This window comes from Bradyrhizobium sp. GCM10028915 (assembly GCF_042666195.1).
In the GTDB taxonomy this organism is placed as follows: Bacteria; Pseudomonadota; Alphaproteobacteria; order Rhizobiales; family Xanthobacteraceae; genus Bradyrhizobium; species Bradyrhizobium canariense_D.
This window is the reverse complement of the sequence record NZ_JBHTFN010000008.1, coordinates 311,168-334,321: the sequence shown is the minus strand read 5'-3', so window position 1 is coordinate 334,321 and position 23,154 is coordinate 311,168. Positions and strand designations below refer to the sequence as shown.

Genomic DNA, 23,154 nt, shown 5'->3' with positions numbered 1-23,154 from the left:
CGGGTCTCTTCAAGATGCGCGTCCGTTGACTTGGATCAATAAACTGAGGTGAGCGGGCATCACGATCCGGCTGCGACCTCGCAAAGATCCGGAGAGAGACATGTCCAAGGACGCCAAGCCTGCAGAGAAGCGCATCGATCAGTTCATTTCCGGGCCCGGCGGACGGGCAGACGACTGGCGCGATCTGGTCGAAGCAGCCAAGGTATGGGCGCGCGGCGGCGACCGTGCGATGTTTGACGCGGCCCTGGCCGATCTCTCCGTGATAGAGGAGTTTCACGGCTATCCGGGGCTGCAGTTGATGGCGGCTTTGCGGGAAGCCGCCTCGGCCGGGGATGCGGCGGGTTCACTTGCTCTCGCGACGCGCATCACGCAGGCATTGATGACGAGATCCTTCCGCCAGCTTGCCGGCGACTGGGATGCCAAGGACGACGGCGACGGTGATGCGCCCGAGCTTGTGCCGTCAACTTTCGGATCGCATGCAGCTCGGCGACCCTATTTCGAAACGCTGGTCGTCACCGGGGTCTCCTCCGAGAAGTGGCCAGCTCTCGCTGCCGAATGGCGCAAGTTGCGCCGTCCGGTCGATTCGTTCGTCTATGAGCCGGTGATCGTCGGAAGTCTGGAAGACGCCTTCTGCGCGACGATGCTCAACCCCAATATCGCCGCCGTCGTCATCAACGAGGGGTTCGGTCTGCGCTCGCGTCACGACGCGCCGGTATTGCGCACCATGACCGCCGCCGCGGGGATCAATCACGAGTCGGACGCGTCCGCGCTCCGGCTAGCCCACGTCATCAAGCGGTTACGTCCCGAGCTCGACATCTATCTGATGTCGAATCGCGACGTCGAGGAAATGGCGGGGAACCCCGAGGCCAATGTGGTTCGGCGGATATTCTACTCCATCGAGGAGCTCCTCGAGCTCCATCTCTCCATCCTCGAAGGGATCCAGGATCGATTCGATACGCCATTCTTCGACAACCTGAAGAAATACGCACAACGCCCGATCGGAACGTTCCATGCGCTGCCGATCGCTCGCGGCAAATCTGTCTTCAGGTCGGACTGGATCCGCGATATGGGCGAGTTCTATGGCTTGAATCTGTTCCTGGCGGAGAGCAGCGCGACCACCGGCGGTCTCGACAGCCTGCTGGAGCCGACCGGCACCATCAAGAAAGCGCAGGACAAGGCGGCACGCGCGCTCGGCGCGGATCGCGTGTTCTTCGTGACCAACGGCACCTCGACCTCCAACAAGATGGCGGTGCAGGCGCTGCTCGGGCCAGGCGACATCGCGATCGTGGATCGCAACTGCCACAAGTCGCACCACTACGGCATGGTTCTGGCCGGCGCCCAGCCGATCTATGTCGAAGCGTTCCCGATGACCGAGTATTCGATGTACGGCGCGGTGCCGCTGAAGACCATCAAGCAGGCCCTACTGAATGCGAGGGCCGACGGCCGCCTGGACCGCGTCAAGATGCTCGACCTGACCAACTGCACCTTCGACGGCCACATCTACAACACCCGGCGGGTGATGGAGGAATGCCTCGCGATCAAGCCCGATCTGATCTTCCTGTGGGACGAAGCCTGGTTCGGCTTTGCACGTTTCTCCCCGTTCCTGCGGCGGCGGACCGCGATGGGCGCCGCCAACGAGATCGAGGCCTGGATGCATGACCCGAAATCGGCCGCGGCTTACGAGAAGCAGCAGGCCGACCTCGGCAAGACCCCCGCGGATGAGGTGCTTCTGAAGACTCGCCTGATCCCGGACCCGCGCCAGATACGCTTGCGCGTCTACCAGACCAACTCGACCCACAAGTCGATGTCGGCGATCCGGCAGGGTTCGATGCTGTCGGTCAAGGACGTCGAATTCCACACCGTCGAGCAGCAGTTCAAGGAGGCGGTATTCACGCACGCGTCGACCAGCCCGAACCAGCAACTCATCGCGAGCCTCGATGTCTCGCGGCGTCAGATGGAGCTCGAGGGCTACGGTCTGGTGGCGAACGCGATCGAAATCGCGTTCGCGGTCCGTCGGGCGGTCAACAACAATCCGCTGATCTCCAAATACTTCCGGATTCTCGGTGCGGACGCGATGGTGCCGGCGCAATACCGCCAGAGCGGCTTTACCGACTATCTGGCCACCGGCACAAACTGGGCGAGTGTCCTGAAGAGCCTCGACGACGACGAGTTCTGCCTCGATCCGACCCGCATGACGTTGGTGTGCGGCACCGCCGGATACGACGGTACGCAGTTCAAGGGAATCCTGGCAAACGAGTACAACATCCAGATCAACAAGACCTCGCGCAATTCGGTGCTGTTCCAGTCCAACATCAACAACACCCGCAGCGATGTTGCGCATCTGGTGAGGGTGCTGGCCGAGATTGCGGGCGAGGTCGACCGCGGGCTGGTTCAGGGCGGCGCCAATGCGACGAAGACCTTCGAGGCGCGGGTCAAGAGTCTGATGACCGATGTGCCCGACCTGCCGAACTTCTCGCAGTTTCACGACAGTTTCCGTGGCGATGCCGGTACCAAGACCAATGAGGGCGACATCCGCAGCGGCTTCTACTCGGCCTATGACGCAGCGGGATGCGAATATATCCGGCTCGGCGATTCCGAGATCGACCGTCGCCTCAAGGCCGGTCCCGACCTCGTCTCTGCCAGTTTCGTGATCCCGTATCCGCCGGGCTTCCCGATCATGGTGCCGGGGCAGGTCATCACCCAGGAAACCATCGACTTCATGCGCAAGCTCGATGTGAAGGAAATCCACGGCTACGACGCCAAGGAGGGGCTGAAGCTCGTACGTGCCGAAGCCCTGGCGAAGATCGGCCGGCCCAAGCCCGGCGCCGCGCCGAAGCTGAAGGCGGCATCGTAATAAAGGGGACGGACATGCAAGGGTTTTTCACGTTCTTGCAGCAGAACCCGTTTCTGTTGCTGTTCTTCGTCGTCGGGCTCGCCGTCTGGATCGGCCGGGCCAGCATCAAGGGTTACGGCCTCGGCATGGTCGCCGGCGCCATCGTGGTGGGCGCTGGCCTATCCGTGTGGGCGTCGATCTATGGCGTGAAGCTCGAATTGAACAACTTTGCCAAGAGCCTGTTCTACTACCTGTTTATGTATGGCGTCGGCCTGCGTGTCGGCCCGTCCTTTATCAACAGCCTGAAGGGGGATGGGCTCAAATTCTGCATCCTGGCCCTCGTGTCGAGCGTGCTCGGTCTGGCGCTCGTCGTCATCTGCGCAAAGCTTTTCGCACTGCCGATCGGAGCTGCCGGTGGCATGCTGGCGGGGTCGCAGACCATGTCGGCCGCGATCGGTTCGGCCGAGCAGGCCATCACCTCCGGCGTTGTCAAGCTGCCTGAAGGCATGAAGCCCGAAGATGCGTCGGGCATGATCGCGCTGTCTTACGGCATTACTTATATCTGGGGCACCGTCGGCATCATCCTGATCTGCAAATACCTGCCGCGCTGGTGGGGCGTCGATGCCAAGGCGGCTGCCAGGCAATACGAGCAGGAATTTGGCGTCAAGGACCTCGAGGGTGGTGGCCTGACCGGTTACCGGCAGTTCGGCCTCCGTGCCTACCGGCTAGACAATCCGGCCCAGGTCGGCATGAGCATTGCCAAATTCCGCACGATGAATCCCGAATATCGCATCGTCAATGTGGCGCGCCGAGGAGAACCGCAGGGCGCCGATCCCGAATTCGTCCTGCAAAAGGGCGACGTCGTCGCGCTCGGCGGCTCGACCGAGCATCTCACCGACAAGATGGGCCTGATCGGTCCCGAGGTTGCCGACGCCAAGGCGCTCGGCATTCCCATGGATCAGGCGGACATCCTCGTCACCAACAAGGAGATGGCCGGACGGACCTTTGAATCCTTCCGCGAGACGGCCATTGCCGGTCAGTTGCAGGTCACCAAGGTCGAACGTGGCGGCGTGCAGATTCCGGCCGGTTTCAAGACGGAGTTGCAGCGGATGGACATCGTCTCGGTGGTCGGTATCAAGTCGGCCGTCAACGAGCTCGGCGAGATGTGGGGACGCATTGCGCGGACCAACACTTCGACCGATCTGCTGACGCTCGCCGCCGGCATGATCATCGGCTTCCTGATCGGGATGATCGAATTCCCGGCCTTCGGTGCCAAGATCGGCCTCGGCAATGCTGGCGGATTGTTGCTGTCCGGCGTGATCGTCTCCTCGCTGGTCTCCCGGCTGCGCTTCTTCGGCAACACACCGAACGCGGCGCGCAATGTGCTGGAGGATCTCGGTCTCGTGGTCTTCGTCGCCATCGTCGGCATCAATGCCGGCGCCGGGTTGTTGGCGCAGCTCACGGGTGCGGTCGCGTTGAAGATCTTCGTCGCCGGCTTCATCGCCTGCACGATCCCGCCGTTCGTCGTCTGGGCGATCGGGTATCACGTCTTCAAGATCAATCCGGCCGTGTTGATGGGCGGCGTTGCCGGTGCGCGGTCGCACTCCGGTCCGTGCCGCGAAGCCGCGGTGGAAATCCAGAGCTCCGTGCCCTGGATCGGGTTCCCAGTCGGCTACGCCGTATCGGGCATCCTGCTCACCGTGTTCGGCTACTTCGCAATGATCCTGGCTCAATAGCTCGGCGTCACAACCAGAGGAAATAAAACTCATGAGAAAAGTTGCTATCTATGCCGCCCTGGTCGCCTCGCTGGCAGGCGTCGCCGGCTTCGGCACGCCGTCGCAGGCAGAGACCGGCCAGGTTGCCGTGGTCTTCACCAAAGGCGGATTCATCGTCGGCGTCGGTGGCGGCGAGGGCGTTCTGCTGCTGCGGGGCCACAAATATCCCTTCACCGTCTCGGGCATGAGCGTCGGCTTCACGATCGGCGCCTCGACCACCAAGCTGGTCGGCCGCGCTCTTAACCTGAGGGGGCCGGAGTCGATCGAAGGCTCTTATGCTGTGGGCGGTGCGGGCGGTGCCGTCGCCGCCGGCGCAGGTGCCGTTCAGCTGCAAAACGGCAACGGCGTGATTCTGCAGCTTAGCGGGCCGAAGGTCGGTGCGGAGCTGTCAGCCGCTGTGGGGGGCGTGACGATAGCTTTGAAGCGGTAGAGCGGCAGTCGCGCCGCTTCGGCGGTCGCGGCGCTCTTGAATGGCGGCTGCTTCTCTCATGCACGTAAGTCAGGGAAGCGGCCGCAACTCAGTGCCATGTTCGGGTGCCAACCGCGTTCCGCGAGGCATCGTCGAAAGCGGATCACGGCACCCATATCGAGGGAGGACATGCCATGCTTCGTTATCTTCTGGCTCTTGTTGCGGCCGTCGTTCTTCTCACGGCCACGCTCATTCCCGATGATGCCTATGCCCGCCGCGGAGGTGGCGGTGGTGGTGGCTATCGCGGAGGTGGAGGGGGCATGCGCGCCGGAGGTTTCCATGGCGGCGCCGTTCACGCCGGGCGGATCCATGGCGGAGGCGGACGCCATTACGTAGGAGGTCCGCGGCCAAGCCATCCGATCGCCGGTCGTCCGGGTCGCCCCGGTTACCCCGTTGCGGGCCGTCCGGGCCGTCCCGTCGCCGGTTATCCCGGAGGCTATCCGCGATATGGCTATCGAGGCGCGGCTTACGGTGCTGCTGCCGTCGGTGCGGCCGCCGCGGGCGCCTACGGATACTACAACAACAACTACAACGACGGTTGCTATCAGGACACGTACGGCAATTGGGTCTGCCCCAACCAGTATCCGTATTGAGGAGGGAATGCGCTGCTGACGGACCCAGCGAAGTCCGTCGGCAGCATCGATCTGACCGTCAACGATCGGACCGCGCGCGCCGTGCGGCCCGATCACTTCGTCAATAGCGTTCGGCGACGAAGTTCATCCCGCGCAAGGGGGCCTGGTCATTGTAACGTCCCTTGTCGGAGCGCTTCGGCAGCTTCACCTCGTCCTTCTTGATCCGCTTGTGCGGGATAGCCTCCAGGATGTGCGCGATACAGTTCAGCCGCGCCCGCCGCTTGTCGTCGGACCGAATGATGTACCATGGGGCGTCCTTCGTGCTCGTCTTCTTGAGCATCAGGTCGCGCGCGCGCGAATAATCATACCAGCGCTTGAAGGATTCGAGGTCCATCGGGCTCAGCTTCCATTGCCGCACCGGATCGTCGATGCGGGCGTGGAAGCGGCGCTCCTGCTCGTCCATCCCGACCTCGAGCCAGATCTTGATCAGGATGATGCCGCCGTCGATGACGTACTTTTCCATCTGCGGACAGAGCGAGAGGAAACGATCGTGCTCGGCGGGCGAGCAGAATCCCATGACATATTCGACGCCAGCGCGATTGTACCAGCTCCGGTCGAAGATCACGATCTCGCCGCCCGCCGGAAACTGCTTCATGTAGCGCTGGAAGAAGAGCTGCGTCTTTTCGCGATCCGATGGCGCCGGCAGCGCCACCACCCGGAACACGCGCGGGCTAACCTTTTCAGTGATCGCCTTGATCGTGCCGCCCTTGCCGGCCGCGTCGCGGCCTTCGAACAGGACGATGACTCGAAGCTTGTTTTCCTTTACATAATCCTGGAGATGGCAAAGCTCGATCTGTAGCTTTTCGAGCTCCTTCTCGTAGTCCTTGCGCTTCATCCGCTCTGAGGCTTCGTCCTTTGCCATGCCGCTCCGCCTTCTCTTAACTCGGCCGAAACGTGATCAGTCGCCCCAGGAAATGATGACGCCGATGTCGCCGGGCACGCCGCCGGGAAAATCGATGACCTGATAGCCGATGCGATAACCGCGCGGCTTGAGGTATTCGGACCAGAGCTCGAAGATCTCTTTTGGAATTCCCGTCAGCGTTTTCTCCCAGCCCGCCTCCATTTGGTTGATCGCGCGGCCCTTGTCGGTGCACAGGGTATTCGGGAAGCGATAGACCTGCACTTCGGTCAGGCCGTTGCGAACCGCGCGCTGGATGATGGTCGAGGCGAGCTTGATTTTCTCCTCCTCGGATTTTCCGGACGGTTTGCTTAGCCGTTCGATCAAGTCGCGTTTCTCGGCTTCGGCCGCGGCGGCGAGGCGAACATATTCCTCGGCCTTTCTGGCTTCCTCGAGCGCAGCTTCCTTGCGAATTTGCAGTGCGTTGGGAATGAGCTCATCGATGCCGGGCATGATTGGTGCGTTCCTGGCTTGCTGTGGGATCGGAGTCAGAGCTAAGGTATGGCTCGCGCCGTCCGGACCTTTGATTCATATCAAGCAATTTTCTCACCTGCGCGGCCACGGTAACGAGCCGGCGCGCAGAACGCCCTGATCCCTTCTGTGGAGGCGACCATTGACCGAGCAAATTCATCCGTTGGCCCCGCATCATCTGCCGTTCTATCTCGCGCCGGGAAGCGGCACGGACGTGCTGATGGTGGTGATGGGGATCTTCCTGATCGGCAGCGTGCTCTGGGTCGGTACGCTCTATTGGAAGCTGCACAGCCTCCCCGAACGAATGGCGCACAAGTCGCAGAAGCTGCAGTTCGAGATCGTGGCCGTGCTGGGCATCATCTCGCTCTTTACGCACATGCACATTTTCTGGGTGGCCGGCCTTCTGCTCGCGATGATCGACCTGCCGGATTTCGGCACGCCGCTGCGGAGCATCGCAGGCTCGGTCGAGAGAATCGCTGACGCGGCGCCCGGTGAGGGCCGCGAGCCTGAACTGCCAATCCTGCCGCCGGTCGAGAAGCCGATCGTCAAGGGGAAGGAACACAGCCATGTTTGAGCTCATGTTCTGCTCTCTTCTGACCATCCTGCCGGACTACCTCTACCGCCGCTATGCCCAAGGCAAACGTTTCGGCAAAGAGATCACGTTCTTTTCCATTTGGTACGAATTGCGATGGGGCATCACCGGCTGCCTGATGCTCACGATTTCTCTGATCACGATGATCTTCTACTTTCATCCGTCGACGACCTCGGCCACGCTCTATTTCCGCACGGTGCCGATCCTGCCCGAGGGCTCGGGCCGCGTCGCGGAAGTCAATGTCGGCTACAGCGAGGCCGTGAAGAAGGGTGATGTGCTGTTCAGGCTGGACGGTTCGAAGCAGAAGGCTGCGTTGGAAACAGCCACCCGCAAGATCGCCGAGGTCGACGCTGCGATGACAAGCGCCGAAAACGACGTCGTCAAAGCCGAAGCGCAGATCCAGGAAGCCAAGGCCAGCCTTCAGCAGGCCAAGGACGAGCTGGATGTCAAGACGGAGTTGCAGCGCCGCAACCCCGGTATCGTCCCGCAGCGCGATATCGAGAAATTACTGGTCGTGGTCAACCAGCGGCAGGCTGGTGTGGACTCGGCCACCGCGTCCAAGACGTCAGCGACATTGCGGCTTTCAACGCTGTTGCCGGCTGAAAAAGCGAGCGGCCAGGCGGCGTTGGCGGAAGCGCAGGTCGATCTGGACAAGACCTTCGTTCGCGCCGGTGTCGACGGCCGCGTGGAGCAATTCCTGGTCCGCACCGGCGATGTCGTCAATCAGCTGATGCGCCCGGCCGGCGTGCTGGTTCCGGACGGCGCCGGCAGGCGCGCCTTGCAGGCCGGCTTTGGTCAGATCGAGGCGCAGGTGATGAAGGTCGGCATGGTGGCGGAAGCAACCTGCATCTCGAAGCCGTGGGTGATCATTCCCATGGTCGTCACCAGTGTCCAGGACTACATCGCAGCCGGGCAGTTCCGAAGTGGCGAGCAACTGATAGAAGCGCAGAACGTCGGCCGGCCCGGCACGATCCTGGCCTTCCTTGAGCCGCTCTATAAGGGCGGACTTGAAGGCGTGACGCCGGGCAGCAGCTGCATCGTCAATGCCTATACCAGCAATCACGAGGAGATATCCGCAAAGGAGACGGGCACGGGTCGGGCCGTCGCTCTGCATGTTGTCGACGGTGTCGGCCTCGTGCACGCCATGCTCTTGCGAATTCAGGCGCTGCTGCTGCCGATCAAGACGCTGGTGCTGAGCGGGCACTGACCGGCTTCGCTTTGGTTTGAACCGCACGTCGGTTCAGCGATGCGCCTCAGTTGAGCCGGTCTGGCATCATGAGCCAGTCCGACCACCCAGCGCATATTCACTATGAGCGCCACATGGTCCCCGCAAAAATGCCGATCTGGCTTCGTTCCTTCATTGTCGCCAGCGCTGTTGTGCTCGTGCTTGGAGCGGGCCTGTTCGGCTACCGCTGGTACTCTCACCCGACGACGCTGACCATCGCGGTCGGGTCGCTGGATGGCGAAGCCACGCGTCTGGTATCGGCGTTGGCGAGCCGGCTTGCCGTGGTGAACGCCCCGGTCCGGCTCAAGCTTGTGGAAACCACCAACGCGCTTGATGCTGCCGAGCAGTTTGCGGCGGAAAAGGTCGAGCTTGCTGTCGTCCGCGGCGACGTGGGCGACCTATCGCAGGCGCAGGCCATCGTGGTTCTCGCCCATGCCGTTGTCCTGCTGGTTGCGCCGCCGGGCTCCTCCATTACCGAAATCGCTGGTCTGAAGCGCACCAGCGTCGGCGTGATCGGCGGCGAGATGAATCGCAAGGTCGTCGACGTCCTCAGCGACGAATACGGCCTTGGACGCGCCAACGTGACATTCCGCAATCTCCAACCGGCAGACGCGCGGCGGGCACTCGATGCCAAGGAGGTACGGGCGATTCTGATCGTCGTTCCCCTTGCGGAAAAGTATCTCGCCCTCTTGCGCGGCCTCTTTCTGCAGACGCCGAAGACCGCGCCGGTCCTCCTTCCCGTCGAGGCGGCTGGTGCCATCGCTGAAAAGCAGCGCGCCTATGAAAGCTTCGATGTCCCGAAGGGCACGCTGCGCGGTTCGCCGCCTGTCCCGAGCGAGGATCTTACCACGCTGCGGGTTTCGTTCTATGTGGTCGCGCAAAAGCAGCTCAGCGCAGAGGTGGCGGGCAGCCTGGCCGACGCGCTGATGAAGGCGCGCAGGGACCTGCTCGGCGAATTGCCGATCCTCTCGCAAATGACCGCACCGAGCACGGATTCGGACGCCTTCCTCCCGGTTCATCCTGGCGCCGCGGCATTCTACAACGGAACGCAGCAGAGCTTTCTGGACGAATGGGGAAACGCGATCTTCCTCGCGCCCATGATTTTCGGCGGCCTCATCTCTATATTGGCGGCGGCTTGGAAATTCCTTCAGGTGCGTGATCCTTCTAAGGACGAACGGGGCCTGGACTTACTGTATGCACTGGGCGCGCGGATACGCAGGACGGAGGCGGAGGCCGAACTGTCCGATATCGAGGTCGAGATCGACCGGGTGCTCCAGGGCCAGCGCGCCAAGGCCGCTGCAGGAGACGAGAATGCGCTCGATGTCTCCACCCTGAATGTAGCCGCGCACCGCCTTCAAAGCCTGATCCACGATCGCCGGATCTTACTTTCTGCGCGGCTGGGCAGCAGCGGCCAAGCGGTGCGGCCGGACATCGATCGGATCGAACGTCCGGCCGCGGAGTGAATAGCTCCGACCTCCGGGAGAGCTCCATCTTCTTTGATCTTGATCAATAGAAGACACTGATCGTCCAAGATGCTTGGTCCAACGGGAGCTCAAGGGAGGACGTGATGCTTCGTTGCGGGAACACTCTGATCGCGATGGCGTTGCTCTTGGCGATGCCTGTCGCCGCAGTAGCCCAAACCGCAGACGCTCCGGCGGCCCCAAGTAGCGGAGTCCAAACCGCCGGCAAGCCTCTATCGGCTGCTGAGTTGCTCAAGCCCGAGCAGCTCGAAGCTCTGGTCGCACCGATTGCGCTCTATCCGGACGAACTGCTTGCAAACGTGCTGGCCGCGTCCACCTATCCCTTGGAAGTCGTTCAGGCCGATCGCTGGCTGAAAGAGCGCAAGACTCTGAAGGGTGATGCCCTGAAGACTGAAGTCGAGAAGCAGCCTTGGGATGACAGCGTCAAGGCGCTGGCCTCAACCGCCGAAGCGTTGGCCATGATGAGCGACAAGCTCGACTGGACCAAGGCGCTGGGCGACGCCGTGCTCGCGCAGCAATCGGATGTGATGGATGCGGTCCAGCGGCTGCGGACCAAGGCTTATGACAACAAGAAGCTGGTGACCACCACGCAGCAGAAGGTGACCGTGAAGACCGAGGAAAGCAGGCAGGTGGTCGTGATCGAGCCGGCGGTTCCCGATACGATGTACGTGCCGTACTACGAGCCTGCGACGGTCTACGGCGCGTGGCCCTACACCGAGTATCCACCATATTACTTCGGCTACCCGTCCTACATCGGCGCAGGCGTCGTCGCGGCGGGTCTCGCGTTCGGCACAGCCTGGGCCATCGGTCGCTGGGGCAATTATTGGGGCGGCGGCTGCAACTGGGGTAACCGCAACGTCTATATCAATCACCGCACCACCAACATCGGAACTGGCTGGCAGCACAATCCGTCGCATCGCCAAGGGGTACGCTACAACAACGCCAACGTTCAGCAGCGCTTCGGCAATAGCAATCTGAAGGCCGGCGCCGCCGACCGCATGGATTTCCGCGGCCGCGACGGACAGCAAGTCTTGAAGCCGGGACAGGATCGGCCTGGTGGCGCAGATCGCGCTGGGGATCGTGCGGCAGATCGCGCTGGCGAGCGAGGTGGCGACCGTCAAGGCGCCGGGGATCGCGCCAAGGCGGGAGGCGATCGCGCCAAAGGCGGTGGCGATCGCGCGGCCAAGGGCGGTGGTGCCAAGAATGCCGGCGCAAAGAGTGCTGGCCCTAAAGCGGGCGGCGCCAAGGGTGGGGGCGCCAAAGCCGTGAACCGCGGTGGTAGCGGAAGCGTGCTGAACGTGTCGTCGGGCCGCTCGGCGGCCGCAGCATCGGCGCGTGGTCATGCGAGCATGGCGAGCATGGGACCGCGCGGTGGCGGTGGCGGAGGTGCGAGCTTCGCAGGCCGAGGCGGCGGCGGAGGCTTCCAGGGTGGCGGAGGCCGTGGTGGTGGTGGCGGTGGACGGCGTTCCGATATCGCGCTGAAGCATGACGTCGTTCTGCTCGGCCATCTCGCAAGCGGTCTTGGTTATTACCGCTTCAGCTATATCGGCAGCGACAAGGCCTATGTCGGCGTCATTGCGCAAGAAGTCGAGGACGTGAAGCCGGTAGCCGTCACCCGCGGAGCCGACGGCTATCTCCGGGTCTATTACGAAAAGCTCGGTCTGAAATTCCGTACCTATCGCGACTGGCTCGAGAGCGGCGCGCGGATTCCTGGCGAGGTGACGCCATGATGGGTTTGAAGTCGCTTCGTCTCGCCATCTTGCCGGCCATTATTGCGGTGGGGCTCCTGAGCTCGCCATCCCTTGCGCAGCAGTCCTATCCGACACCGGAGGATGCGGCAGCGGCGCTCGCTGCCGCCGTGAAAAGCGGGCCGGACCGGGCCATCCTGAAAGTCCTCGGCAGCGCTGCCGAGGACATCGTTTCCTCCGGCGACGAGGTCGCCGACGTCGACATCCGGAAACGCTTCACCTCGATGTATGATGCGAAGCATGCGATCAAGGCGAAGGGTAACAGGAAGGCAGTGCTGATGTTGGGTCCGGACGACTTTCCGTTCCCGATTCCGCTCGTCAACACCAGGACCGGCTGGGAATTCGATATCGCCGAAGGTCGCATCGAGGTGCTGTATCGCCGCATCGGCCGCAATGAGCTCGACGCCATCCAGACCAGTCTCGCCTTTGTCGATGCCGAGAACGACTACGCCGACAAGGATCGCGGCGAAGGGGCCGGCGTGTACGCACAACGCATCGTCAGCAGCGCGGGCAAGAAGGACGGGTTGTTCTGGCGCGACGACAGCGACCCGAGCCCGCTCGGTGCATTGGCGGCGCAGGCTTCCGCCGAAGGCTACAAGGCCGAGGAGGGGCCGGCGCCCTATCATGGCTACTATTTCCGCATCCTGAAGGGGCAGGGATCGAACACGCCAGGCGGCGCGCTGAACTATGTCGTCAACGGCAAGATGATCGGAGGTTTCGCACTGGTCGCCTGGCCGGCCGAGTACGGCAATTCCGGCGTCATGACCTTCCTGGTCAACCATGCGGGCGTTGTCTACCAGAAGGATCTCGGGCCTCGGACCAAGGTCCTCGTTTCCCGCATCAGCGCGTTCGATCCGGACCAGACCTGGAAGAAGCTGGATGGTGCAAAACCCTGAGCGACGCACGCAGATCTTGCGTGGGCTTCTTTGGCGTTTGGCACGCCTCGTGCTGCTCGCACTCCTTATCCCGACGACCCCGTCGTTTGCACAGGCATCCGCGCAGGTCCGGATCAAGATCGTAAAGGCGGGACTGCTCGTGGGCGCTGGCGCTGGGAGCGGCGTGCTGACCTATCGCGGCTGCCATCATCCGTTCCGCATCAGCGGGGTAAGCTTGGGTTTTACCGTCGGCGCTACCGTTGGGTGGCTCGAGGGCTGGGCTTCAGGCATTCGAGAGGTCAGCGATTTTGCCGGCGCATACAGCTCGGTCGGTGGCGGGGCCGCCCTGATCGGCGGCATCAATGGCGCTCAGCTGCGCAACGACAAAGGGGTCACGATGGTGCTGCAGGGACCAAAAGCCGGGGTGGAATTCGCCGCTAATCTCAGCACAATCATGATCTCTCTGAAGTGAGCGCGCGCGAAAGGCGGAATGGTCGTGACGGTCCCGTACCGTCATTGCACCGAAGCGGGGGCGGAGACGGGCATTTCCAGCTCGAAAACGGAGCCCCTGACGTCCGATTTGACCAGCCTCAGCTTTCCACCGCACCTTCCGACCAGGTTGGAGGAGATGGCCAGCCCCAACCCCATACCGCCTTGTTTCGTCGTGAAGAACGGATCGAAGATGCGCTCTTGGTGACGGGGTGTGATGCCGGTGCCGGAGTCTTCTACGGACAAATGGACCGTTGCGCCACCATCAAGGCTGGTTTTTATACGGAGCTGTCGTTGATCGGCGGGGACAGAACTCATTGCGTCAAGCGCGTTTTTGCAGAGGTTCAGGACAATCTGCTGAAGCTCAGTGCCGCCCAGAGCGACTGGGGGAATGTTGCCCTGAAACTCCGTAATTACTGTTACGCCATTGGCAAGAAGATCGTGCCTCAACAGTCTCAGCGCAAGCTCGGCGACATCCTCGACGTTTGCTGAAGCGCCGCCCTGCGCCGTTTTGATTGTCATCTCGCGAATGTTCGATATGATGTCAGCGGCGCGGCTGCTGTCCGCTTCGATGTCAGACAGGATGTTCTCGAGGTCCTCCAGTTCAAGGGGGGCAGCTCGCAGGTGACTTAGGCCTGTCGCAGCATTGAGCGAGATGGCCCCCAATGGCGATCTTAGCTCGTGGGCGATCGCGCCAGTGACCGCGTCGATGCTGAGAAGCCGGTTCGCTCGTTCGCGTCGTTGCAGGGCAATGACGCTGGCAAGGCGCGAATAGATAAACATCGTTTCGATGAGCAATACGGTCAGCAACATGCAACTGCCGACGAGAACGAAACCGCGTGCTGCGTACCAACCGATGGTGAACCGAACCGAGCTGCCGATGATTGCTACCAGAAAGTTCGGCAAGTAGGCGAGCAAAGTCACCATCAGCCAGAGGTCAAGAATGGTGCGCATGCGTGCAAACAAAACGGTGAGAGCAGTCAGATTCCATAGCAAAAGCATCAGGTTGACCTGATTGCCGAGAGGGGTCTGGTGCCTGACGTCGTTCACGTAGAAATTAGGAAGCCATTCGGCTTTCGCGTTCACGATCCACGTCAGTCCTGCCACGGCGGCGCCGATGCACCCGACAACTATTATGATCGCGGCTGTTGCAGGTTTGCCTGGTCTGCCGCCGGCGGAATGATCCTTCGTGAACCCGTAGCCGAAAATCGCCGCGGGGAACGTTGCGTGCCATAGCACGTAAAGCCAAGCTGGGCTGTTCAGTCCATCCCCAATGACACCCGCGGAAGCGTATCCGTTCGGAAAGGCGAGCGTTTGCAAGAATGCGAATGATCCGCTGAAAACGTATCCGCTTGCCAGTGCGAGAAGTGCCCGTTGAGGCTGGATCGAAAATTGAGCAAATAGCAGGGCTGCCGTGATGAACTCGGCCAAGGCCAACGCGGTCTGCAACACTGGAACGAAACCATTAATCTGGCCCAATTGGATCCGGGCGAACGGCGCGATGACCGCTGCAAGGACGATGAGCAAGACGGCGACACCCACCGCCCAGGCCTTTTGACGAGGGGTTGCGGGGATGTTCGCGATGATTAGTGGGAATTCTTGCTCATCATCGTAACCGGGCTCGGCGGCTGCGTTGGCTGATCGCTGGCTCGCTAGCGCAATGCCCGGCCCTGATGCTGTCGCACCGCCGACAAGTCCCATGAACTTGCGCTGGCTCATGCCGCCTCCGGGCCACGAGACAGCATCTTACTCGTCCCCACGCCCGTTGAAAGCCCGTAAGGGCAGACCAGGTTGAAGCCCCTCCGAGGAACGATCATGAAGCTTTGCGCCGCGTATACACCGGAATCCTGCAAGGACTGTGCGAAGCTTGCTATAGCTCCCCAACCTTAATCCACAATAGTATCGCGCCGGTTCACCGCGCCGGGGATAATCATCCGGATCGTTGCTCGCCGGTTGAGCCGGCAACATGCCGGAAATTCGCAATGCGGGGCAACGCGCTGGTGTCGAGTTTGCTTGGTGTAGATTTGAATCTCGATCGATGATTGTGCGGTCTGGATTTCGTCGGCGGCTGCGAGGGCCAGCAAATTGTACGTCGAGCCGAGGCTATTCTGACCGCGGATGTCGCGAGCTATGCGCCGCGCGCTAGCGACGCAGAAAACAGTCTGACAGGACGTCGATTGCCTGTCGCATGGCGGCCGCGCAATTCTTCTCCGTGTGCTTGCGCTATGAAGCTGACCAGCACGCTGGACAAGTCGTAAAACTACTCTCGGAGAGAGGAAGAATGCGCCCGCACCGCATCGAATTATCGGCGTGTTGGTGCATCACTTGAGTAAGCTCCCGACCGCTCCCTTGCGGCGGACCTACTCCAGGTGCCTTGCGCGCAGATCTTGAAGGTCCTTTCAAAGCCGCCAGATCCAGCCCGCGAGGAAAAGTGAGGCGTCCAGATCGGATCACGAGCCGGACGTACGGATACCGTTCCTCGGCAAGCATCGGAAGACTGATTTTGTATTTGTGCCAATCTTCAACGATGTGTGCCTGTTGCTCGACGTTGTATGAGTCCCAGGAGTCGCCGGGCGTGTACTCGTATCCGGCACCGATTGTCTGCGCCCAGAAGGAGCGCGCCATCGTCCAGTTCGAATCGTTGAACGCCTGCCACACATGGGTCATTTCGTGCACGAAGAGGTCGCAAATTCGACCGAAGTTGTCGCACAGGAGGCCGAAGGTGGGGCTAGGAGATGCCAGGTTACTGAACGCGACATTGCCAAGATTGATGGCATACCGCATGCTCGGCACCATGGGATTGCTTCCTCTAAAGAACGGTCCGTCGTTCGTCCACGGTCTTCCGCCTGCTCCCAGGCCGTTGGTAATCGCGATCGTCTCCCACGGCGGCAGGGTCGGGCCAAAGACGTTGCGCGCGAAATCCCGTTCGCTGACGTCCAGCACGCGGGCGAAGTCGGGTCGGCTTCCTTCACATGCCGGTGGGATCGGGGCCACTGGTGTGGGCGCAACCGGTGGAATGGGCGCAATCGGCGGGGGAGGCGGCGTACCTGGCGGTAGATAGATGAAGCCGCCTTTCCATCCACCTTTCCCGCCGGTCGTACCGGAAGAAAACGCAAAATTCTGGCGGTCGGGCGATATCGCGCGGCAGCCTACATACTCGGCTAGGTACCAGTTCACCTGCCTTGTGGCTTGTTGGAAATCGCGCTGTTTGACGAGCTTGATGCCCGGAAAATTGAACTCGATGAGGTCCCATGGATCGATGCCGATCCGCTTGGCGAGGGATATCCAGGTCTCGCCTGCCGCCACCGCATGTCGCGTTCCCGCTGGCGGTACGTAGCTTTCGACGACAGGCTTCAAGGGTCTTTCCTGGTTCGGCAATGTAAGGACCTCCCTTGCTGAGTCCTGCAGAACTACTCTTGCCACCAATATTCATTGGTCGCCGTTACCTTGAGGCGGTTCGATGGTTCCATTCATTCGGACCGCGAACAGGTAGGCTAGGGAGGAGCCTCATTCGTAGCTTGGAGGCGCGGACAATCGAACCAGCAATCCCCGCTTTAGCGTCGGCCTTTTGACCTCGAGCCTAGCAGGTCATGCGTGCTGCTGACGCTCACGGTTCCGGAGCACTCGAAACCGCCGAAAATTCCGCAGGAGCCGGTGACCGTGACGCGCAGATCTTTGCGCTGGTACATGTCGACCGAAACGCCCACGCGCGAAAAGTCGTTCGCGCTGTTCGGCAATATCAAGTCGATGTGTTCGGCCGCCCAACGCGGCACATGTGAGTTGCTCTTCCAGAACAGCTCATTGCCGGCGTGGTGCATGAAGTTCGGTCCGACCGTAAGGGCACCGTCCACTCCCTCGAACACGAAGCCTGTTTCGTCGATGTGCACGTTCACCCGGTCGGGTGCTACTGCGAAATGCAGCGAGGTGATGTCCTGGGGCTGCGGGTCTTTGCCGAATTGCGAGCTGTAGGCATCGCTCCATTGTCCGCGGTCGCGTCCGAGCCCGAAGCCGTGCCGGCCCGGGAGATCCCGCGTTGAGAGTGGCTTGTCGGACAGCTTTGGGCGCCAGATCTCCCGAAACCCCTTGCCGATCGTTGCCGCCATCGACAGATCGAGAGCCCAATGCGACGCCTTTTCCGGGCTTTGCCCTTCGGCGAATGCGTCGAATCCGTCCGTCGTCTTGGCAATGCGCAGCTTCTTGATCAGCTCTTCCCAGTCCTTGGGCAGGAAGGTGACGCCGTCGAGCGTGGTCGTCGCGGCAGCGACACCATACTTCTCGAGTTGGTGTCGGATGTAGGGCTTCTCGTCATAAAGGCGCACATTCGGGTTGGCGCCGGCAAAGTAATTCTTCAAATCGATCTGCGGTCGCAGCATGGTCAATCGCGCCGCGATCTTCCGGTAAGTGTCGGTCGTCGTCGGATCGGTCGTCGTCATGGCGCGCCTCCGTGGCAATCCTCACCTCAGATTGGTCTCGCCCGAACGGGTTCGGGTTCAATGTCTGCTGGTTCTATGAAGTTACCGAACGCCCCATGCCAATTACGGCAAGAGTCAAACCCCTATTGCCCCAGCACCGATGCAGTTTGAACCCGCCAACTGGAATCGGCGACCACTATGCAGGGGGTACTTTAAGCGGCGAGGACGATCAGATGTCACTGCGAGGCAGGGTATTGGATATACTCAATGGGCCGGCGGTAGCACGCATTCGTTTCCGATTTCCGATCCGCGGCAGCCACGTGACGATTGCGCCGCAAACGTTCCATCACGTCGCCCGCGCGATCCGGTTGGGGCGGGTCACCGTCAGGGCTCCGACGGATCTCGCGGCAGGCGTTGCCGCACAATATAACGATGTGGCAAGAACCAGGGCGGACGGCACAGCGGTCGCTGCGAACACGCTGGAGGTCGTGTCGGCGGCGGGGCGGATGGACGGAGCCTATATCGTCCATGAGAGCCTGCATGCAGCCTACGATCTGTTGCGTACCGGCCTCGACGCCAATGCCGAAGAGGCGTCCGCGTACGTCTGCACGGCGCTCTATTGCCGCATGACCGGCCTCCCGCGGCCGCGCTGGGCCAACGGCCCGATTTACGCCAATGCCGCTGAGGTCGCCAAAACGTTACTGTCGCAATACCAAAAGGGCGATCCTGGCATTCCCTGGGTCGGCGAGAGTGAATGGCGGATGCTGCGCGCCGGCGTGGGCCTTCATCCGGTCTATACCAGCGGACCCGGTGGTATTCTCACCGGATGGCTGCTCGGCCAGCAGTACACCCACGATGGCTGAGTGATGGGCACCTCGCCTGTTTCGGGAGGTAGCAGATCTTCTGGTTCCTTCCGCCACTCCTTCCACGGTGCCCGGCGCACATGAGCGCGTCAGGCGATTAGCAAGCCCAGCTTGCCGACCATCGCAAGCGAGCGTTGAACGCTTTCTCGCGTTGATAGCAGCAGCGGCTCGGCGGGCTTCCTGGCACGATCCTTCTGATCTACCTGGATGGTCGGGCCGAATTTCTCGGTCATCTCGGCCGTGATCTGGTCGATGGTCCGCGTACCATCGAGCAATTGCAGGAAATCCCTGGTTCGGTCGTCCTCCAACTGCACGGTTTGGTGGAGGAGATTGGTGACGAGCGGACCTGTTTGCGCTTGTTTTCGCGCGAGCAGGCTCGCCTGCGGATGCTGGGTCGCTTCCGTCAATAAGAAGGGACGCGACAGCAGGAACGAGACCTCGCCGCTGCAAGCCAGGATAAACATCGCCTCGGTCAACGCCTTTTGGTCATCATCTGCCTGCCCGCCGCCAAGCAGCACTCGCGCCCCATCGAGCAATTCGTCAAATGACAGCGCGCGAGGCCAAGCGCGGCCGAGGCATAGGTGCGCCGCCTTCAAGAGCGAATTGGTCACCGTGATCCTGCTACCGTCCTCATTTTCGAATTCCATCGCTGAATCGTCCGTTACGCAGGCGTCCGGATCAACCGGGCTCGTCGTGCTCAGCAAATAGAACCGGGTGACGAAATCGAGGTCGGTCTGGCGGGAGAGCGAGACGTTGTCGTGGCAGAGCAAGGTACGGCGAAAGCCGTTACCGTCGATGAAGTCCTGATACTGATCGCGTGCCATGAACTCGGTTTCCGGGAAGCGTTGCAACGTCGCGCGTAGCTCCTCGGAATAGCCCGCCAGATTGCGTCGCGAGAAATCGGCGTCGCTTAGATATTGCAAGCCATGAGAGCCTGCAAGCTCGACAACCTCGTGCAGCAGGAAGGCCTCGGCGCCTTCGTCGAGATCGTCGTGAAACAACAGCTCGTCGGGCGCCTTGAGGACGCGGTTGTACTGATCGCGCATGATCGCGCCGTGAACCGAGTTGGCTTTCGATCCCTCGCTCAAGAACTTCAAGATTGCGCGGGCCTGTCCTACTTTTTCTTTCATGCCGGTGAGGCGGCGGGTGTGATACCGCATCATGTCGCGGACCATGTCGCGCATATGTGAGAACGGGTGCGCATTGTAACTGACGTAGCAGACCCCCTGCGGCGCGAGGTTCTGTTTGAAGATCATCATCATCTTCTCGCGCACCGCCGGTGGCACCCAGGAATACACGCCGTGCGCGATGATGTAGTCGAACCGTCCGAAGCTTGCATCGACATTCATGATGTCGCAGTGGAGAAGCTTGATGTTCTCCAGGCCCAATGTAGCGACATTGTTCTGACCGCGCTCGATCGTCACGCCGCTCAGGTCGACACCGACGAATTCGCTGTTCGGATATTGAAAGGCCATCGGCAACAGGTTGCCGCCGACGCCGCAGCCAAGCTCCAGCACCCGGCAACGCTCGACCGGCGCCGGCTGCATGCCGTAAACGGCGGCCATGGTAGCAAGATGGTTGGGATGAGTAAGCCCATAAACATGGCCCGGGTAGTAGACCTCGTCGTATGGCGTTGGACCGATGTTTGGGTGACGATGCTCGGTTTGAATGTTCATCGTGCTCAATTCCACGAATATGCGAACTTGTTGTTGTCGATCGAGACACGTGCTTCCTTCACCTCTTCCTTGGCGAGCGACTTGCTGAGGAATTCGCGCGACAGCTCGGGGAGCAGGGTGTTGGTGATGATGTTGTCAATCATTCGCCCACCGGAGTCGGGGTCGTTGCAGCGCGACACAATGTGCTCGACGACCGCGTCGTCATAACCGAAGGTCGCGTTATGATTGTCGCGAAGGCGCCTTCCGATGCGGTCGAGTTGCAAACGCACGATCCCGGACAGCATCTCGTCCGATAGCGGGAAGTACGGTATCGAGACGATGCGTCCGAGCAGCGCCGCTGGGAACACCTTGAGCAACTCCGGCCTTAGCATCCTGGCGAGCTCTTCCGGCTCGTCGCGATACTTTGGATCGCGTGATAGGCCCATGATCATATCGGTGCCGACGTTGGTGGTAAGGATGATCAAAGTGTTCTTGAAGTCGATCCGTCGCCCGTTGCCGTCCTCCATGGTTCCTTTGTCGAATACCTGAAAGAAAATCTCATGGACGTCGGGATGAGCTTTCTCCACCTCGTCGAGCAGAATGACGCTATAGGGCTTGCGCCGGACGGCCTCGGTGAGGCGCCCACCTTCGCCATAGCCGACATACCCGGGAGGTGCGCCTTTCAAGGTCGAGACGGTGTGCGCTTCCTGGAACTCTGACATGTTGATCGTAATCATGTTTTGCTCGCCGCCATAAAGAGTCTCGGCAAGCGCCAGGGCGGTTTCGGTCTTGCCCACACCGGATGGGCCAGCCAACATGAATACGCCGATCGGTTTCGACGGGTTGTCCAGCTTAGCGCGGCTGGTCTCAATTCGCTTGGCGATCATTGTCAGCCCATGGGACTGGCCGACGACGCGGCGGTTGAGGATCTCCGGTAGCTTCAGCACGGTTTCGATCTCGTCGCGCATCATCCGGCCGACCGGGATGCCGGTCCAATCAGAGACAACGGACGCCACCGACTGCTGGTCTACATGGGCATAGACCATTCGCTTTTCCGGATTGATGGTCTCAAGTGTGTCGAACTTGCCGCGCAGCTCCGCGCGCCTGGCAGCCGGATCTTCGCCTTCCTTGGGCCTGGACAGGATTTCACGAATGCTGCGGATGTCCTTGATGAGCTCCTGCTCGACCGCCCAATCGCCATCGAGGTTCGTCAGCTTGTCTTTCAGTGCGGCGATGTCGTTGTCGATCGCGACAATGCGCTCGTTGTCCTCTATCCCAAGGTCGCCGTCGCTGACGAGCGCAGATCTCTCAGCTTCACGAGCGGCAATCGCCACGCGTGCATCCTCGATCAAGGCCGGCGTCGCGCTCTGGCTGATGGCTACGCGTGCCGAGGCTGTATCAAGCAGGCTGACCGCCTTGTCCGGCAACTGCCGTGAAGGAATGTATCGGTGGGACAGGTTGACTGCTGCGACGATCGCAGCATCCGAAATGCGAACGCCATGGTGCTTTTCCATCGGACCGAGAAGTCCGCGAAGCATGATGCAGCAGGTCTCCACATCAGGTTCATCGATCTGGATTGGCTGGAAGCGCCGGGTGAGTGCGGGATCCTTTTCGATGTACTGGCGATATTCCGCCCATGTGGTGGCGGCGATCGTACGAAGCGTGCCACGGGCGAGGGGAGGTTTCAGGAGATTGGCCGCATCGCCGGTACCGGCGGCGCCGCCGGCGCCGATGAGTGTGTGGGCCTCATCGATGAACAAGATGATGGGAGTAGGTGAGCTCTGGACCTCGTCGATCACCGACCGCAAGCGCTGCTCGAACTCGCCCTTCATGGAGGCGCCGGCTTGCATCAGGCCGATGTCGAGTGCGCAGAGCCTTACACCGCGCAGCGGTGGCGGCACGTCGCCGGCGGCAATGCGCTGCGCAAAGCCTTCGACAACTGCGGTCTTGCCGACGCCAGCCTCGCCGGTGAGAATTGGATTGTTCTGCCGCCGACGCATCAACACGTCGATCAGTTGGCGGATTTCTTCGTCCCGGCCAAGGATCGGATCCATTTCGCCCGATTTAGCCTTGGCAGTGAGGTCCTGGGAGAACCGGTCGAGCGGCGTCGTGCCCTTCGGACCAGCTTGGGCCGCGCCTTCCGTGCCGGCGCCAACCAGGCCCGATCCGTCCATCGGCCGCATGTCCTCCTCGTCGGAGCCGGTCCAGACAGCGCGGCGTTCCGCCGCCAGTGCGTCGACGTTGACCTTGGCAAATTCCCGCGAGAGGTTGTTCAGCGCGCGACGAATATCGTTCGATTTCAGGCCGGCAACGAGCAGATGACCGGTGCGGATCTGGGTCTCGCCAAAGAAGAGTGTGGCATAGTGCCAGCCGCGATCGAGCAGATCGATGACCGAATTCGCGACGCCCGGCATGTCGGTCTCGTTCTTAGAAAAGCCGCTGATCACGCCGGCCAGGTCCGACAATAAGCGCGCCCGGTCGAGCTTGTAGTGATCGACCGAGAGGCTGAGATCGTTGCCCTCCTGCTGCAGAATATGAAACAGCCAGTGCGCAAGCTCGACGTTGCGATTGCCGGCGCTCTTTGCGTGGCGCAGGGCCTGTATGAAGGCATCATAGCCGGCCCGGTTCAGCTTGCCCGTTACAGCTTCAATGCTGATGTCGGTCACGGCGGCTCCTCCTGCTCAACTCCTCCGCGGATGCTTGTCATCATGCGGAATTGGCTTCAAATTCCATAGC

18 protein-coding genes are annotated in these 23,154 nt (G+C 61.4%); 11 read left to right on the top strand and 7 right to left on the bottom strand.

The window, feature by feature from the left end; translation table 11 throughout:
• Window positions 1-100 precede the first annotated feature (100 nt).
• From ACFQX9_RS07515 to ACFQX9_RS07500, 4 genes are all read left to right on the top strand, one after another.
• The gene (locus ACFQX9_RS07515) at window positions 101-2,854 is read left to right on the top strand and encodes a decarboxylase (protein WP_377787525.1); all 2,754 of its coding nucleotides are present in this window, start codon (window positions 101-103) and stop codon (window positions 2,852-2,854) included.
• A 14-nt stretch (window positions 2,855-2,868) separates the two neighbouring features.
• Window positions 2,869-4,569, top strand: a complete 1,701-nt coding sequence (locus ACFQX9_RS07510) for an aspartate:alanine exchanger family transporter (RefSeq protein WP_377787522.1) — start codon at window positions 2,869-2,871, stop codon at window positions 4,567-4,569.
• Window positions 4,570-4,600: 31 nt separating this feature from the next.
• Entirely contained in the window at window positions 4,601-5,038 is a 438-nt protein-coding gene (locus ACFQX9_RS07505; RefSeq protein ID WP_018458143.1) for a hypothetical protein, read from the top strand.
• Window positions 5,039-5,211: 173 nt separating this feature from the next.
• Window positions 5,212-5,670 (top strand): hypothetical protein, encoded by a 459-nt coding sequence (locus ACFQX9_RS07500; RefSeq protein WP_377787517.1) that lies wholly within the window; start codon window positions 5,212-5,214, stop codon window positions 5,668-5,670.
• A gap of 100 nt (window positions 5,671-5,770) precedes the next feature.
• Here the strand turns inward: ACFQX9_RS07500 and ppk2 are convergent, their stop codons facing one another.
• Both ppk2 and ACFQX9_RS07490 read right to left on the bottom strand, forming a co-directional pair.
• On the bottom strand, window positions 5,771-6,571 hold the full coding sequence (gene ppk2 / locus ACFQX9_RS07495) for a polyphosphate kinase 2 (protein WP_018458145.1): 801 nt from the start codon (window positions 6,569-6,571) through the stop codon (window positions 5,771-5,773).
• 36 nt (window positions 6,572-6,607) lie between these two features.
• The gene (locus ACFQX9_RS07490) at window positions 6,608-7,060 is read right to left on the bottom strand and encodes a hypothetical protein (RefSeq protein WP_204511558.1); all 453 of its coding nucleotides are present in this window, start codon (window positions 7,058-7,060) and stop codon (window positions 6,608-6,610) included.
• 181 nt (window positions 7,061-7,241) lie between these two features.
• Here ACFQX9_RS07490 and ACFQX9_RS07485 point away from each other — a divergent pair, with 181 nt between their 5' ends.
• The 6 genes from ACFQX9_RS07485 (at window position 7,242) to ACFQX9_RS07460 (ending at window position 13,471) form a co-directional block, all read left to right on the top strand.
• Complete coding sequence (locus ACFQX9_RS07485; protein ID WP_018458147.1) at window positions 7,242-7,652, top strand: hypothetical protein; 411 nt, start codon at window positions 7,242-7,244, stop codon at window positions 7,650-7,652.
• Entirely contained in the window at window positions 7,645-8,877 is a 1,233-nt protein-coding gene (locus ACFQX9_RS07480) for an HlyD family secretion protein (protein WP_377787600.1), read from the top strand. The genes ACFQX9_RS07485 and ACFQX9_RS07480 overlap by 8 nt, the downstream gene beginning before the upstream one ends.
• 113 nt (window positions 8,878-8,990) lie before the next feature.
• Window positions 8,991-10,358 carry a TAXI family TRAP transporter solute-binding subunit gene (locus tag ACFQX9_RS07475; RefSeq protein ID WP_377787598.1) on the top strand — a complete coding sequence of 456 codons (1,368 nt, stop codon included), beginning with the start codon at window positions 8,991-8,993 and terminating at the stop codon, window positions 10,356-10,358.
• A gap of 104 nt (window positions 10,359-10,462) precedes the next feature.
• Window positions 10,463-12,106: a DUF3300 domain-containing protein gene (locus ACFQX9_RS07470; protein ID WP_377787512.1), complete on the top strand. Its 1,644-nt coding sequence runs from the start codon at window positions 10,463-10,465 to the stop codon at window positions 12,104-12,106.
• Window positions 12,103-13,020, top strand: coding sequence for a DUF2950 domain-containing protein (locus ACFQX9_RS07465; protein ID WP_377787508.1), 918 nt, complete (start codon window positions 12,103-12,105; stop codon window positions 13,018-13,020). Before ACFQX9_RS07470 ends, ACFQX9_RS07465 begins: the two co-directional genes overlap by 4 nt.
• A complete protein-coding gene (locus ACFQX9_RS07460) occupies window positions 13,004-13,471 on the top strand; it encodes a hypothetical protein (protein WP_377787505.1) in 468 nt (155 codons plus the stop codon). Before ACFQX9_RS07465 ends, ACFQX9_RS07460 begins: the two co-directional genes overlap by 17 nt.
• A 41-nt stretch (window positions 13,472-13,512) precedes the next feature.
• On the opposite strand, the gene ACFQX9_RS07455 is transcribed toward ACFQX9_RS07460, so the two are convergent.
• From ACFQX9_RS07455 to ACFQX9_RS07445, 3 genes are all read right to left on the bottom strand, one after another.
• On the bottom strand, window positions 13,513-15,207 hold the full coding sequence (locus ACFQX9_RS07455; RefSeq protein WP_377787502.1) for an MASE4 domain-containing protein: 1,695 nt from the start codon (window positions 15,205-15,207) through the stop codon (window positions 13,513-13,515).
• A gap of 504 nt (window positions 15,208-15,711) precedes the next feature.
• A complete protein-coding gene (locus ACFQX9_RS07450) occupies window positions 15,712-16,845 on the bottom strand; it encodes a hypothetical protein (RefSeq protein ID WP_377787499.1) in 1,134 nt (377 codons plus the stop codon).
• Between the two features lie 197 nt (window positions 16,846-17,042).
• A complete protein-coding gene (locus tag ACFQX9_RS07445) occupies window positions 17,043-17,921 on the bottom strand; it encodes a hypothetical protein (protein WP_377787496.1) in 879 nt (292 codons plus the stop codon).
• Window positions 17,922-18,154: 233 nt separating this feature from the next.
• Between ACFQX9_RS07445 and ACFQX9_RS07440 the strand changes: the two genes are divergently transcribed.
• Window positions 18,155-18,763: a hypothetical protein gene (locus ACFQX9_RS07440; protein ID WP_231190730.1), complete on the top strand. Its 609-nt coding sequence runs from the start codon at window positions 18,155-18,157 to the stop codon at window positions 18,761-18,763.
• An 89-nt stretch (window positions 18,764-18,852) separates the two neighbouring features.
• On the opposite strand, the gene ACFQX9_RS07435 is transcribed toward ACFQX9_RS07440, so the two are convergent.
• Together ACFQX9_RS07435 and tssH are read right to left on the bottom strand one after the other, a co-directional pair.
• Entirely contained in the window at window positions 18,853-20,439 is a 1,587-nt protein-coding gene (locus ACFQX9_RS07435) for a methyltransferase regulatory domain-containing protein (RefSeq protein ID WP_377787492.1), read from the bottom strand.
• Between the two features lie 5 nt (window positions 20,440-20,444).
• The gene (gene tssH, locus ACFQX9_RS07430) at window positions 20,445-23,084 is read right to left on the bottom strand and encodes a type VI secretion system ATPase TssH (protein WP_247335871.1); all 2,640 of its coding nucleotides are present in this window, start codon (window positions 23,082-23,084) and stop codon (window positions 20,445-20,447) included.
• Window positions 23,085-23,154: the final 70 nt, after the last annotated feature.

What these genes read in the sequence shown, in the direction of transcription:
- ACFQX9_RS07515 (WP_377787525.1), top strand. Translation starts at nt 101, where the DNA reads ATGTCCAAGGACGCCAAGCCTGCAGAGAAGCGCATCGATCAGTTCATT.
- ACFQX9_RS07510 (WP_377787522.1), top strand. Translation starts at nt 2,869, where the DNA reads ATGCAAGGGTTTTTCACGTTCTTGCAGCAGAACCCGTTTCTGTTGCTG.
- ACFQX9_RS07505 (WP_018458143.1), top strand. Translation starts at nt 4,601, where the DNA reads ATGAGAAAAGTTGCTATCTATGCCGCCCTGGTCGCCTCGCTGGCAGGC.
- ACFQX9_RS07500 (WP_377787517.1), top strand. Translation starts at nt 5,212, where the DNA reads ATGCTTCGTTATCTTCTGGCTCTTGTTGCGGCCGTCGTTCTTCTCACG.
- ppk2 (WP_018458145.1), bottom strand. Translation starts at nt 6,571, where the DNA reads ATGGCAAAGGACGAAGCCTCAGAGCGGATGAAGCGCAAGGACTACGAG.
- ACFQX9_RS07490 (WP_204511558.1), bottom strand. Translation starts at nt 7,060, where the DNA reads ATGCCCGGCATCGATGAGCTCATTCCCAACGCACTGCAAATTCGCAAG.
- ACFQX9_RS07480 (WP_377787600.1), top strand. Translation starts at nt 7,645, where the DNA reads ATGTTTGAGCTCATGTTCTGCTCTCTTCTGACCATCCTGCCGGACTAC.
- ACFQX9_RS07475 (WP_377787598.1), top strand. Translation starts at nt 8,991, where the DNA reads ATGGTCCCCGCAAAAATGCCGATCTGGCTTCGTTCCTTCATTGTCGCC.
- ACFQX9_RS07470 (WP_377787512.1), top strand. Translation starts at nt 10,463, where the DNA reads ATGCTTCGTTGCGGGAACACTCTGATCGCGATGGCGTTGCTCTTGGCG.
- ACFQX9_RS07465 (WP_377787508.1), top strand. Translation starts at nt 12,103, where the DNA reads ATGATGGGTTTGAAGTCGCTTCGTCTCGCCATCTTGCCGGCCATTATT.
- ACFQX9_RS07460 (WP_377787505.1), top strand. Translation starts at nt 13,004, where the DNA reads ATGGTGCAAAACCCTGAGCGACGCACGCAGATCTTGCGTGGGCTTCTT.
- ACFQX9_RS07455 (WP_377787502.1), bottom strand. Translation starts at nt 15,207, where the DNA reads ATGAGCCAGCGCAAGTTCATGGGACTTGTCGGCGGTGCGACAGCATCA.
- ACFQX9_RS07445 (WP_377787496.1), bottom strand. Translation starts at nt 17,921, where the DNA reads ATGACGACGACCGATCCGACGACGACCGACACTTACCGGAAGATCGCG.
- ACFQX9_RS07435 (WP_377787492.1), bottom strand. Translation starts at nt 20,439, where the DNA reads ATGAACATTCAAACCGAGCATCGTCACCCAAACATCGGTCCAACGCCA.